Below are 13223 nucleotides of genomic sequence, written 5' to 3'. Positions count from 1 at the left end.
AAGTTTTTCCTCTAAAATTTAGTAAATTTGTTACTCGAAAAATAAATCTTAGAAATGCCAAAAATATCGAACAGAGCCGAACATATGCCGGCTTCACCAATCAGAAAATTAGTTCCTTTCTCTATTGCGGCCAAGCAAAAAGGAATAAAAGTTTATCACCTTAATATTGGACAACCGGATATTGAAACGCCTCAATCTGCGCTGGATGCTCTAAAAGATATTCATTTAAGAGTTCTGGAATATTCTCTTTCCGAAGGAAATATTGAATACCGTGAACAATTAGCAAAATATTATAATAAAATCGGTTTTGCAGACATTACACCTAAAAACTTTATTGTTACCAATGGTGGATCCGAAGCGTTAAATTTTGCAATTTCAGTACTTTGTGATCAGGATGATGAGATTATTGTACCTGAACCTTATTACGCAAATTATAACGGATTTTCCAATGCATTAGGAGTAGTGGTAAAATCTATCCCATCATCTATCGATACAGGTTTTGCATTGCCTCCTATTGAAGAATTTGAAAAGAAAATTACTGATAAAACCAAAGCTATTCTTATATGTAACCCTGGTAACCCTACCGGATATCTCTATACAAGAGAAGAGCTTGCTAAACTTGCTGAAATTGCATTAAAACATGATATTGTAGTTATCTCCGATGAAGTTTATCGTGAATATGTATACGACGGAAAAAGCCAGATATCTATGCTTGCTTTCCCTGAACTTGCAGACAACTGTATCGTTATCGATTCGGAATCCAAGCGTTACAGCATGTGTGGTGTAAGAATTGGTTTCATGGTTACCCGTTCACAAAAGATTTTAGATGCGGCAATGAAATTTGCACAGGCAAGGCTTAGCCCGGTGCTTATCGGTCAGATTATTGCTGCTGCTGCACACGTTGATGACGATGCATATATCCGTTCAGTTCGTGAAGAATACACAAAACGTAGAAACCTTTTAGTTGATTTGTTAAACAGTATCCCTGGTGTTATCTGTCCTAACCCTAAAGGAGCTTTCTATTGTATGGTGGAACTTCCAGTGAAGGATACTGACGATTTTGCACAATGGTTACTGGAATCTTATAACTTCAATGGTGAAACCATTATGGTTGCTCCTGCCGGAGGATTCTATTCTGATCCTGCATTAGGTAAAAAGCAGGTAAGAATGGCATACGTGCTAAAAGAAGAAGATCTTAGAAAATCTGTTGAGGTTCTTAGAAATGCTCTTCAGGTTTACAAAGACTAATTTAAATAAAACTTTAAGATGTCAGCAATAAGGCTTTATAAATGGAAAACCATATTATTAACGGCATTATTGCTGATATTTTTTTCATGTAAGGAAGAAAAAACTTCAAAAAATATAGCAATCCCTTCTGAGAAAATAGAATCTATAAATGTTACAACTGAAGGTGGTAATTTAGGCTATTTCAGAAATATCCGGGTAAATAAAGATTCTGTTTCATCTATACAGAGACAAGCTGATAATGACCATCTGAATAAATCTCACAAAAGAGCAATTACACCCTCAGAATGGAATAAACTAATTTCGGAAATTGATCTATCCTCAGTATCAAAAATTAAAAACGGTCCAAGTTATCAGCCTTTTGACGGAATAGATGACATATGGGAAATAAAAACTTCCACCCGTACTTATCGTGTTATTAATGGAAAAAAGGACACAGATAATTACAAATCTCTGGAAGTAGTATATTCGCAGCTAGAGGAATTAATCCAAAAAAAATAATGCAGTTACAGGAAAACTTTTCATTAAAACAATACAACACATTTCAGGTTGAAGCCGAAGCTTTATTTTTCATTGAAGTACATAGCATTGAAGAATTAAAAGAAGCGCTTCATTTTTCAAAAGAGAAAAACATGCCCTATCTGATCCTCGGAGGTGGAAGTAATATGCTTTTAACTAAGGATTATGAAGGTCTGATCATTGCTTTGCGCCTGAAAGGAATTACAGAAGAAAAAGCTGATGAAAACCATATTCTGGTTACAGCAAAGGCAGGTGAAAACTGGCATCAGTTTGTTCTCCATTGTATTTCTAAAAATTATGGTGGGCTGGAGAATCTTTCCCTGATCCCGGGTAATGTAGGCACATCACCTATTCAGAATATCGGTGCTTATGGTACTGAAATAAAAGATACTTTCCATTCCTGTAAAGTTTTGGACACTGAAGATTTTAGCGTAAAAACACTAAATCTGAAAGACTGCCATTTTGGTTACCGCGACTCTATTTTTAAAAGCACGGCAAAAGGACGTTATATTATTCTGGAGGTAAGTTTCCTTCTTACAACCCGCGAACACAAAATTTCTGCAACTTATGGAGCTATTCAGCAGGAACTGGATAAGAATAACATCACTACAATTACTATAAAAGATATTTCGGATGCCGTAATTGCTATAAGACAGAGCAAGCTTCCGGATCCTGCTATAACAGGAAATGCGGGAAGTTTTTTCAAAAACCCGGTTATCCCGGCTGAACAATTCAACAGTCTGAAAATAATATTTGAAAATATCCCTAACTATCCTAACGGAGATGAAGTAAAGGTACCTGCTGGCTGGTTAATTGAACAATGCGGCTGGAAAGGTAAAATAATTAAGAATGTTGGCTGCCATTCGCTACAGGCTTTGGTTATTATTAATGCTACAGGGAATGCTACAGGAAAAGAAGTATTCGATTTTTCATCACAGATTATTAATTCCGTAAAGGAAAAATTCGGAATAGAACTAGAAAGAGAGGTTAACATCCTATAAACAAAAAGCTGTTTCGGATGAAACAGCTTTTTTTATCTTAAAATCTCAGATCTATTTATTCAAAAGCAGTGAAGCCTCTTTAGCAAAATATGTGAAGATTAAATCTGCTCCAGCTCTCTTAATGCTGTGTAAACTTTCCAAAATAACTTTATCATTATCTAACCATCCGTTCTGAGAAGCAGCTTTTAACATCGCATACTCTCCACTCACCTGATATACAGCAATTGGCTGAGTAATAATCTCTCTTACTTTTGCTACAATATCCAGATTTGGCATTCCCGGCTTGATCATAATAATATCAGCACCTTCATCCACATCATCCAAAACCTCACGGATAGCCTCACGAGAGTTTGCAAAATCCATCTGATAAGTTTTCTTATCCTTCGGAATTTCCTGATTATCTACAGGTGCGCTATCCAAAGCACTTCTAAACGGTCCGTAAAAAGCACTTGCATATTTAGCAGCGTAAGAGATAATACCTACATTAGTAAATCCATTTTCTTCAAAAGCCTGACGTATTGCAAAAGTGCGCCCATCCATCATATCGGACGGAGCTACAAAATCAGCACCTGCTTCAGCATGAGAAAGACTCATTCTTACTAACGCATCTACCGTAGCATCATTAATAACCTCTCCTCTTTCTATAATTCCGTCGTGACCATAAACTGAATATGGATCCAGAGCAACATCCGGCATAACAATCATGTTAGGCTCAGTATCTTTAATAAGTTTAATAGCAGCCTGCATTAACCCATTCGGATTCCACGATTCTTTTCCTGTATTATCTTTAAGGTTATCGCTTACTTTAACGTAAACATTAACCGCTTTTATACCATGCTTATAAAGATCTTTTATCTCTTCTTTTAAAAGGTCTAAAGAGTGCCTGAACACACCAGGCATAGAAGCTATAGGTTCTTTCTTTCCGCTACCTTCCATTACAAAAATAGGAAGTACAAAATCGTTTGTAGTTAGTGTAGTTTCACGCACTAAATCTCTAACAGACTGACTTGTACGCAGTCTTCTGTTTCTATTAAAATTCATGAATGAATTATTTAAAATTTAATACAAATTTAACTATACCGAAGCCGTAAACCTATTATTTTATGATTTGTTTTTTCTAATTTCGTTATAATTAAACATGACATTTGAGAGCATTTTTATTTTATTTATTTTTGTTTGCCGTTTTATCCTTTGTGCCACACCTGGCATATAGTGATCCTGAGCAACAACAGTCATCATCACTAAGTGATTCTTCAAAAAGAAGTGTTCCTGTTAATCTTATCCCCACAGGCAATCATGAATTAAATTTACAGATCGAAGATTCTCATTCAAAGTTAAAATCAGTTACCATATATGCTATAATAGGTAAACCAGTGATAGAACTAAAGGATATTAATCTGAATATGGTAAAATTACCAACAGAGCAACTGAAGCCAGGAAAGTATCTTATAAAGTATACGCTAAGCAACAATATTGATCAGGTAATTCAGCTGGTGAAAGAATAAAAAAGCCGCTTCTATGAAGCGGCTTTTTTATTCTTTACGGATACTAATAATCTCCTTTCGAAGTATTTTCTCCGATTAATGCTAAAGCTGAAGATGTTCCTATTCGCTGAACCCCCATCTCTACCATTTTCTCTGCTTCCTCCGGAGTTCTCACTCCACCGGCAGCTTTCACTGGCAATCTCCCTGCATTTTCCAACATTATCCTGATACCTTCTACAGTTGCACCATTAGGCTTTCCGTCTTCGGTCTTATAGAAACCTGTAGAGGATTTCACAAAAACTTTATCTGCATTTTCAGAGAAGTTTTCCTCTGTCCATGTAGCAATTTTTTTAGTAATATCTGCAATCTGATCATTGCTTAATGCAGCAATTTCTATAATCCATTTTGCGATTTTACCATTTTCTAATGCTAATCTGGTGCAAGTAATTACTTCCTCCTGTACCAAATCAATATTTCCGTTTTTGTAAGCTTCATAATTGATTACAAAATCCAGCTCATCTACCCCGTCTTCAATTGCCTTTTGGGCTTCCGCTACTTTTTCCTCAACCGATGCTGTACCTTCATGAAAACCAATAACAGTTCCTACTACCACAGATGCTGCCTGCTGCTGAAGGAACTCTTTTGTTTCTTTCACATATTCAGGGCGAATCATTACTGCAAAAAGCTTATGATCTATAGCTTCTTGTGTAAGGTTATGTACAGTTTCACGTGTTTGCTCTTCTGTAAGACCAGATTGTTGAGGTGTTTTAAGATAAGTGGAATCTAAATAATCTTTTATGCTCTTCATTACGTTATTATACTTTAAGCTGTCTTGAAATACTTTGCTCCAAAGATATGAAAGTCTCAGTTCTCATCACACCTTTAAGCTTTTGAATTTTGCTTAAGATCTCCATCAAATGGTCATTGTCTTTTGCAAGAACTTTAAGGAAAACAGTATAGTTTCCTGTTGTATAATGAGCTTCCACAACCTCATTAATTTGTTCTAATGATTTGATAATTTCATTGTAGTGGCTAGGCTGATCAAGATATACTCCCATATAAGAAGTTACTTTGTACCCTACTTTTCTCGGATTCAGGAAAGAAATCGAATTTTCGATTACACCTGCCTGTTCTAATTTTTTTATCCTCTGATGTACTGCTGTTGTGGAAATTCCAACGTGAGATGAAATGTGAGCCAAAGAAGTTTTGGCATTATCCATCAATAAGTAGATAATTTCCTTGTCAATAGCATCAAGATGATATCCTGCGCTTGCTAGATTTTTCATATATTTCCTATTTGTTTTGTCAACTTTAGCGCTACCAACACCGGAAAATGGTCACTATATCCTCCCAGATAACGGGTTCCTACATATGTCCTAAATGGGCGACCCCGATATTGATAGCTTCTTTCTTTAAGATGTTCGGAGTTAAAAACTTGAGCGTTTATAAACTTAACATCACTTTCTAAGTTAAAAAATGAAGGCGATAAAATTATTTGATCAAATAATAGGCCTTCGCTTCTATGAAACGTAGAATATTTTTTTTTATTATATAATTCTTCAAAAGAATTTACTAATATTTTTTCATTTCCTTCACTGGAATGTATAAAGCTCTGAACATTCGCATCACCAGGATTTTCATTAAAATCTCCCATCACCAGAATATTTTCCTGAGGGTTCTGGGAGAGTTTATTCTGTATCTTTTTTTTCAGTTTATCCAGAATAATTTTACGTTTTGGTGCATTTACATCTTTTTCCCGTTTGGAAGGTAAATGCAGTACATAAACATTAAGCTCTATAACTCCATACCGGAACTGACAATACAGAACATCCCTTGTTGTGTCAAATGTGTTGGGCAGTCCGTCTTCAATATCAAATATTTCGGAATAGACTTCAGAATGCAACAGTATAAGTTTACTTTTATCGTATAATAGTGCAGTATCTACACCACGCTCGTCCAGTGAATCATAATGTACAAAATTGTATTTCCCTTCAAAGATCTCCTGCTCTGTTATATGCTGAAGTACTTTATCATTTTCGACTTCCGCAAGACCTATAAGCATTGGAAATTGTCCAATTTCTTCACGAATATATTCAAAAGTTCTGGAAAATTTAAATATTTTATTCTGATAACGTTCTTCATTCCAGTTTTTTAAACCAGATTTGGGAATATAATTCCGATGATACCGCTCTTCCTGCGGAGAAAAAAAGTTTTCAGTATTGTAAAACATTACCAGTTCTGAAACTGCAGAGGATAATTCCAAATTATGCTTTTTACTTGTTTAATAAATCGGGTCTTTTTTCCTGTGTAATTCTTACCGCTTCATCATATCTCCAATCTTCTATAGCCTGGGCATGACCACTAAGCAAAATATCAGGAACTTTTAATCCTTTATACTCTTCTGGTCTTGTATAAATTGGCGGGGAGAGTAAGTCATCCTGAAAGCTGTCAGTAAGTGCCGACTGCTCGTCATTTAGTACCCCTGGAATGAGACGAATAACAGAATCTGCAAGTACACATGCAGCAAGTTCACCGCCTGTAAGCACATAATCACCGATAGAAATTTCTTTGGTTACATGCAGCTCTCTTACTCTCTGATCTATTCCTTTATAATGTCCACACAGAAAAATAAGATTTTTCTGGATGGAAAGTGTATTGGCTATTTTCTGATTCAGTGTTTCACCATCTGGTGTCAGATAAATAACTTCGTCATAGTTTCTTTCTGCTTTTAATGATAAAATACAGTTATCTATAGGTTCTACCATCATAACCATTCCGGCCCCTCCTCCATAAGGCTCATCATCTATTTGGCGGTGTTTACCAAATCCCCATTCTCTCAAATGATGAAAATGTACTTCCGCTATTTCCTTCTGCATTGCTCTTTTAAGGATTGATGCCTTAAAAGGACTCTCCATTAATTCTGGTAAAACAGATATTATATCAATTCTCATTGTTCAGTATTATTCTTTTTGTGCGGAACGATAATAAGTCTTAAAGACGAATCTTTATTTATATAAGCCCACGCCCAGTTATAAAAAATGGCAATTTTATTTCTTACACTCAGGATAAGCATAAGATGTAGAAACATCCAGAAATACCAGGCCAGTCTTCCCTGAAATTTAAAATTCCGGAGATCTACTACAGCTCTGTGTTTTCCTATTGTTGCCATAGAGCCTTTATCTTTATATTTAAAAGGTTCCCATGCAGCTGTTTTTAAAAAATTTTTGCCAAGATGCTCTCCCTGAGCGATTGCCACACTGGCCAGCTGTGCATGTCCCTGTGGATATTCTGCTGTTTCCATATAGGCAATATCTCCGATAGCATATATATTATCGTATCCTTTTACTTTATTATATTCATCCACGATATAACGATTCCGCATAATATGCTCCTGCGAAATACCTTCTATAATGTTTCCGGTAACTCCAGCAGCCCAGATAACATTGTTAGATGGGATAACAGTTCCGTCATGAAGGGTAACATTTTCACCATCATAAGCATCCACCCGGGTATTATTCATTAGTATTACTCCAAGTTGCTTTAGATATTCTTCGGATTTATCCTGTGCTTCCGTACTCATTGATGCCAGAGGCTTGTCTGTAGCATTAATAAGAATAATATTCAGATTTTTAAAGCTCATTTTAGGATAATCCCGTGGCAGTACATCGCGTTTCATTTCTGCAAAAGCACCTGCAAGCTCAGCTCCTGTAGGTCCTCCACCTACAATAACCAGATTCCAGTCACCATCATCACTTCTCTGTCTTTCAATAATCAGACGTTCAAAAGTCATGAGCACATGATTCCGTATACTAATTGCTTCCTGAGTATTTTTCATTCCGTATGCATTTCCTTCCAAAACTTCATTTCCATAAAAATTAGTTTTGCATCCGGTCGCTATAACCAGTTTATCATACTTGAATTCCGCATCTTCACTAATCACCTTATTTTCTTCAGGCACAATCTTTAAGATATCAGTCATTCTAAACTGAATATTTTTCGATTTCTGAAATATCTTTCGGAAAGGAAACGAAATGTTAGAAGGTTCTATACGCCCGCTTGCAACCTGATAGAATAAAGGCTGAAACATATGATGATTTACCTTATCAATCACCGTAATACGTTTTTCTCGTTTCTGGTTTAGCGTTCTGGCAAGACGAAGCCCTGCAAAGCCACCACCTATAATAAGGATTTTTTCACTCATAGTATGGGGAAAAACTGTTTATATGCATCAAATTTACAAAAATAAAAAGGATGTTTTTAAGAATAATTCACTATTTAGACTTCCAAAAACAAAAAGCTTTTAATAGTTTTGCAGCAGAATTTATGCCAAAAAAAGCAACACAAAAGCGAAGAAAAACTATTGCGAAAAAGCGTACAGATGCCCGAAAGAAACTTTGGGTATTATTTGTGATTCTTTTTCTGTCTCTTATCGGGATTGGTTTCTATATGAAAGATCAGGTTATTTTTTACTATGCCATGCATTTCAAAGGCAAAGAAAAACATTCCCTAAAGAACTCTAAAACGGAAGAAGAGCGAATAAACAGAATTGTTTCGCTTTACTCGGATAAAGTTTTTGGTATCGATATTTCCCATTACCAGAGGAAAGAGGATATTAACTGGAAAAAACTGACTATTGCCAACGGATCAATAGATATAAGGTTTATACTCCTTCGTGCCACAATGGGCAAAGATGGCAAAGACCAGCATTTTGATGAATACTGGAAAACTTCTCAAAAGAATGAGCTCATTCGCGGTGCCTATCATTTTTACCGTCCAAAAGAAGATCCGGTACAACAAGCTAACAATTTTCTGGAAACTGTAAAATTAGAATCCGGAGATATGCGTCCTGTTCTGGATATTGAAAAAATCCCCCGGAATAAGAGCCTTGAAGAATTCAGAAGCGATCTAAAAGTTTGGCTGAAAATTGTAGAGGAGGCCTATGGTGAAAAACCTATTATATACACTTACTATTATTTTTACAGAGATTATCTTCAGGACGATTTTAAAGACTATCCTCTTTGGTTGGCCAATTACAATGATGTAGATGTTCCATCTGATAAGGCAGAATGGAGGTTCTGGCAGTTTACAGAAAAAGGTATCGTGAATGGTATCAATACCAAAGTAGATGTTAATGTATTCAATGGAAATATGTGGCAACTAAAAGGTCTTACATTAGATTAAGATAATCGATTTATAAAAGAAAAAAGTGAAGCTGAATAGCTTCACTTTTATTTTCCATATTATTCAAAATAACAAATTGTTACAAAATAGTCCGTATTTCTTTCCAGGAACCTATTCTTCTATAATCAGAATTATCCACATACTGATTATGTGGTTGTGTGAAAAGTAATTTCTCTCCCTGGAAAGTATCTAAATTCTTTGGATAATCATCAATCATATAATCTCCAGTTACCGCTTTCTTACTCCCGCAGAATATAATTTGCTCCCATGTAATAAACGGAAAGTGCTCTGCGAGCCAGTCATATTTCTCCCGTAAACTGTTGGGAAACTCCATCGCCGCAGATAAAATGAAAACTTCGTATTTAGAATTAAGATATTCAATTACTTCTATACTATCTTCCATTACCTGCAGATTTCTAAAAAAACCAGGCTCATGCAAATGTTTATCAACATTGGGAAAAGCAATTGTTTCATCAAGCCCTTTTGAATCTTCTATCTCTTTCCTGATACCGGAATCTCTTTCTTCATATTTTATAAACTGGTGATACACATCTGCCAGTACTCCGTCCATATCTACTAAAACTCGTTTCTTCATTATTTTAATTTTTCTGCTAATAATTTTTCCAGATCCTCTACTGAAATATCCTTTTGAACGATAATCCCATTACTGTCTAATAAAAATTTACTTGGAAAGTAAGTTACAACCCATTCATCCGACTGTTTTCTGTTCTCATCCAGATAATTGGCCCAAGTCATATTAAAATCTTCTTTTACAGTTTTCTGCAAATGCGGAAGAGCCTTTATAATGTCTGTAGCAATACTTACAATTTCAAATCCTTTACTCTTATATTTTCCATAAAGCTCCACTAATTTAGGTATTTCTTCTCTACAAGGCTTACAATGGCTAAACCAAAAATCTACCAGGATAACCTTGGCTTCCGGCATTTTAAAGATTACTGGCTTCTGATCGATTGAAGTGACTTTGGGATCCGGAAATTTCTGACCTATAGCAAGAATCTTTGCCGAGTAAATCCCTTTACCTAAAGCCTTACCTGAATAGGTTTCTTTTAAACTTGAAGAAAGATGGTTGTACATTTCTTCGAAGATAGGTTTATAACCTTTACTTTGAAAATCCTTAACCAATTGCCAGAATCCTACAAATGATTTGGGGTTCTTTTTAATAAACTCCAACAGCCGTAATTTCTCCTGTTCTTCTATCTCAGCGCTAATCTTTTCAGATCTTCGGATAAAATCTTCAGGTATTTTATCATAGCTGTCATACTTCTCAAATATTAATTTTTGTTCTGCTCTCAATGAATCGTTTCTGGTACGCAAATCTTTATAAAACATTTTATACTTCTCCACTTCTTTAGCAACAAAACTGTTTTCATTAGCATATTTAACATCATAGTTAGTTGAATCCTTTGGATTTCCCATGGTTAAAAACTGAGCACGGGAATCCAGATAAAAATCTTCTGAAAAATAAAACCCATCCTTTCTGTTAATAAGAAAATTAAAAGGATATATCATTTTATCTTTTGCACTCTTTACTTTGAAAAGAATTTTCTGATTTTTTACCTTGTCATTACTTATTGTAAAATTACCATTAAAGTATTTTTCACTCGGAACTCCACTGGCCAGGCTAATCTTTTTACCATCTTTCTGATAAAAAGTTGTATTGAGATCAAATGTTTGTGCCTGAGCATAAATTCCCAAGATCACAAGAAAGAAAGAATTGAGAAACTTCATTTATTTAAATATTTCAACAAATATTGAAAAATTTTCACAAAGAAATATAGGTGATACAAGAAATATCTGTTAAAATATTCTGTTCGTGGGAACCTTTCTATTTTTTGTATTTTCGCAGTTCAAATTTAGAATCAGGAATGAATTACGTTACCGCAGAAAATCTTACCAAATCTTACGGGATTAAAGTTTTATTCAAAAATATTTCTTTCAACGTCAATGAAGGGGATAAAATTGCTATTGTTGCTAAAAACGGAAGCGGAAAATCTACATTACTGAAAATCCTGATGGGAAAAGAAATTGCCGACAGCGGAAATGTAGTTATCAACAAAGACATTCAGGTAGTCTTATTTGATCAGGAAATAGACTTTGAATCTGATCTGACTATAGAAGAGTTTATGATGACGCTGGATTCTGCGCCAATTATGGCTCTTAAAAATTACCATGCTTCACTTCATTCCACTGATCATGATTTTATAGAAAAAGCACTTGCTGAAATGGAAGCCCATAAAGCATGGGATCTGGAGAACGAAATGAAACAAATTCTTTCTCAGCTAAAGATTACAGATCTGGATGCTAAAATGGGAACATTATCCGGAGGACAGATTAAAAGAGTTGCACTTGCCAAGCTGCTTACGGAAACCCGTGCAGAGCACCGCCACACTCTCCTTATAATGGATGAACCTACCAACCATCTGGATGTCGATATGGTAGAATGGCTGGAAAATTATCTGAGTAAAGCCAAAATCACTTTACTTTTGGTAACCCACGACCGTTACTTCCTGGATAGTGTATGCGATACCATTTGGGAAATGGAAGATCAGGCATTATATCTTCACAATGGTTCATATGCTACTTATCTGGAAAATAAAATGATCCGCGAAGACAATCTGGAAGCAACTATTGATAAGGCCAATAACTTATACAGAAAAGAACTGGAATGGATGCGCCGTCAGCCTAAGGCTCGTACGACAAAGTCCAAAAGCAGAATTGATTCTTTTTATGAAACTGAAAAAGTAGCAAAAACAGACACCAGAAAACAAGCTTTGGAGCTTGATTTTGATATGAAACGTTTGGGAAAAAAGATTCTTGAACTAAGAGATATCAATAAGAGCTACGGAGACAAAGTTTTACTTAAAGATTTTAGTTACCAGTTCCAACGTGGAGAAAAGGTTGGGATTATCGGAAAGAATGGTGCCGGAAAATCTACGTTACTTAATATTATTCAGGAATTAGAGCCCAAAGATTCTGGTGAAATAGAAACTGGCGAAACTATAAAATTCGGTTACTTCTCCCAGAAAGGTTTAAAATACAAGGAAGATGAGAGGGTTATAGATTTTATTAAAGAAATATCCGAAAATTTCCCACTTGCCAATGGCCGGACAATTTCTGCATCTCAGTTTTTACGTTTGTTCTTGTTCGATGATCAAACCCAATATTCACCAATATCTAAATTATCCGGTGGAGAGAAAAGAAGACTACACCTGATGTATGTGCTTTATCAGAATCCTAATTTCTTAATTTTTGATGAGCCTACCAACGATCTGGATTTACCAACACTTACTGTTCTTGAAAACTTTTTATTAAACTTCCAAGGGAGTTTAATTATCGTATCCCACGACCGTTACTTTATGGACAGAATTGTGGATCATGTTTTAGCTTTTGAGGGTGAAGGAAAAATTAAAGACTTTATTGGTAATTTCTCTGAATACAGAGAATGGAAAAAGAATCAGGATAAAAAACAAGATACAACTTACAAAACTCCGGAAGTACAGCCTCAGGAACCAAAGCCTGTTATCAACAACCAGACTTCTTCCAAAAAGAAACTTTCTTTTAAAGAGCAGCGTGAACTGGAAACGATAGAAAAAGAAATGCCTGAACTGGAAAAGCAGAGAAATATCATATTAGATAAATTAAATAATGAAGCAGATTATGAAAAGATATCTGTTTTATCCGCTGATTTAGAGAAAGTTTCGGAAATATTAGAGAATTATGAACTGCGTTGGCTGGAGCTACAGGAAGCTTCCGGGAACTAGTTCTGTTTAGC

The 13223-nt window shown here is 35.4% G+C and carries 14 protein-coding genes; 6 read left to right on the top strand and 8 right to left on the bottom strand.

All coding sequences use genetic code 11. The annotated features are described in order from the left end of the window. The first annotated feature begins 54 nt into the window (after positions 1–54). Genes BAZ10_RS07005 through murB form a run of 3 tightly spaced genes read left to right on the top strand, consistent with a single transcriptional unit; the run spans position 55 to position 2765 of the window. Positions 55–1248, top strand: coding sequence for a pyridoxal phosphate-dependent aminotransferase (locus BAZ10_RS07005; RefSeq protein ID WP_078771462.1), 1194 nt, complete (start codon positions 55–57; stop codon positions 1246–1248). Positions 1249–1266: 18 nt separating this feature from the next. After that, entirely contained in the window at positions 1267–1746 is a 480-nt protein-coding gene (locus BAZ10_RS07000; RefSeq protein ID WP_078771461.1) for a hypothetical protein, read from the top strand. After that, on the top strand, positions 1746–2765 hold the full coding sequence (gene murB / locus BAZ10_RS06995; protein ID WP_078771460.1) for a UDP-N-acetylmuramate dehydrogenase: 1020 nt from the start codon (positions 1746–1748) through the stop codon (positions 2763–2765). Before BAZ10_RS07000 ends, murB begins: the two co-directional genes overlap by 1 nt. A 51-nt stretch (positions 2766–2816) precedes the next feature. Here the strand turns inward: murB and hemB are convergent, their stop codons facing one another. Next, complete coding sequence (gene hemB, locus BAZ10_RS06990; RefSeq protein WP_078771459.1) at positions 2817–3806, bottom strand: porphobilinogen synthase; 990 nt, start codon at positions 3804–3806, stop codon at positions 2817–2819. 104 nt (positions 3807–3910) lie between these two features. Here hemB and BAZ10_RS06985 point away from each other — a divergent pair, with 104 nt between their 5' ends. Then, complete coding sequence (locus BAZ10_RS06985; protein ID WP_078771458.1) at positions 3911–4270, top strand: T9SS sorting signal type C domain-containing protein; 360 nt, start codon at positions 3911–3913, stop codon at positions 4268–4270. Between the two features lie 43 nt (positions 4271–4313). On the opposite strand, the gene deoC is transcribed toward BAZ10_RS06985, so the two are convergent. Genes deoC through BAZ10_RS06960 form a run of 5 tightly spaced genes read right to left on the bottom strand, consistent with a single transcriptional unit; the run spans position 4314 to position 8450 of the window. Further along, positions 4314–5057 carry a deoxyribose-phosphate aldolase gene (deoC, locus tag BAZ10_RS06980; RefSeq protein WP_078771457.1) on the bottom strand — a complete coding sequence of 248 codons (744 nt, stop codon included), beginning with the start codon at positions 5055–5057 and terminating at the stop codon, positions 4314–4316. Between the two features lie 7 nt (positions 5058–5064). Further along, positions 5065–5535 carry an Lrp/AsnC family transcriptional regulator gene (locus tag BAZ10_RS06975; RefSeq protein ID WP_009087955.1) on the bottom strand — a complete coding sequence of 157 codons (471 nt, stop codon included), beginning with the start codon at positions 5533–5535 and terminating at the stop codon, positions 5065–5067. After that, positions 5532–6512, bottom strand: coding sequence for an endonuclease/exonuclease/phosphatase family protein (locus BAZ10_RS06970; protein WP_078771456.1), 981 nt, complete (start codon positions 6510–6512; stop codon positions 5532–5534). Before BAZ10_RS06970 ends, BAZ10_RS06975 begins: the two co-directional genes overlap by 4 nt. Before the next feature lie 10 nt (positions 6513–6522). After that, the gene (gene trmD / locus BAZ10_RS06965) at positions 6523–7200 is read right to left on the bottom strand and encodes a tRNA (guanosine(37)-N1)-methyltransferase TrmD (protein ID WP_078771455.1); all 678 of its coding nucleotides are present in this window, start codon (positions 7198–7200) and stop codon (positions 6523–6525) included. Further along, the gene (locus BAZ10_RS06960; RefSeq protein WP_078771454.1) at positions 7197–8450 is read right to left on the bottom strand and encodes an NAD(P)/FAD-dependent oxidoreductase; all 1254 of its coding nucleotides are present in this window, start codon (positions 8448–8450) and stop codon (positions 7197–7199) included. Before BAZ10_RS06960 ends, trmD begins: the two co-directional genes overlap by 4 nt. Positions 8451–8572: 122 nt before the next feature. Between BAZ10_RS06960 and BAZ10_RS06955 the strand changes: the two genes are divergently transcribed. After that, on the top strand, positions 8573–9430 hold the full coding sequence (locus tag BAZ10_RS06955; protein ID WP_078771835.1) for a GH25 family lysozyme: 858 nt from the start codon (positions 8573–8575) through the stop codon (positions 9428–9430). 79 nt (positions 9431–9509) lie between these two features. On the opposite strand, the gene BAZ10_RS06950 is transcribed toward BAZ10_RS06955, so the two are convergent. Both BAZ10_RS06950 and BAZ10_RS06945 read right to left on the bottom strand, forming a co-directional pair. After that, on the bottom strand, positions 9510–10025 hold the full coding sequence (locus BAZ10_RS06950; RefSeq protein WP_078771453.1) for a 5' nucleotidase, NT5C type: 516 nt from the start codon (positions 10023–10025) through the stop codon (positions 9510–9512). After that, positions 10025–11179, bottom strand: coding sequence for a TlpA family protein disulfide reductase (locus tag BAZ10_RS06945; RefSeq protein WP_078771452.1), 1155 nt, complete (start codon positions 11177–11179; stop codon positions 10025–10027). Before BAZ10_RS06945 ends, BAZ10_RS06950 begins: the two co-directional genes overlap by 1 nt. A gap of 137 nt (positions 11180–11316) precedes the next feature. Between BAZ10_RS06945 and BAZ10_RS06940 the strand changes: the two genes are divergently transcribed. Continuing rightward, complete coding sequence (locus BAZ10_RS06940; RefSeq protein ID WP_078771451.1) at positions 11317–13212, top strand: ABC-F family ATP-binding cassette domain-containing protein; 1896 nt, start codon at positions 11317–11319, stop codon at positions 13210–13212. The last annotated feature ends 11 nt before the right edge of the window (positions 13213–13223 follow it).

Origin of the sequence: Elizabethkingia occulta (genome assembly GCF_002023715.1) — a bacterium.
In the GTDB taxonomy this organism is placed as follows: Bacteria; Bacteroidota; Bacteroidia; order Flavobacteriales; family Weeksellaceae; genus Elizabethkingia; species Elizabethkingia occulta.
The sequence above is the reverse complement of the archived record's forward strand: the minus strand, read 5'-3'. Positions and strand labels throughout refer to the sequence as shown.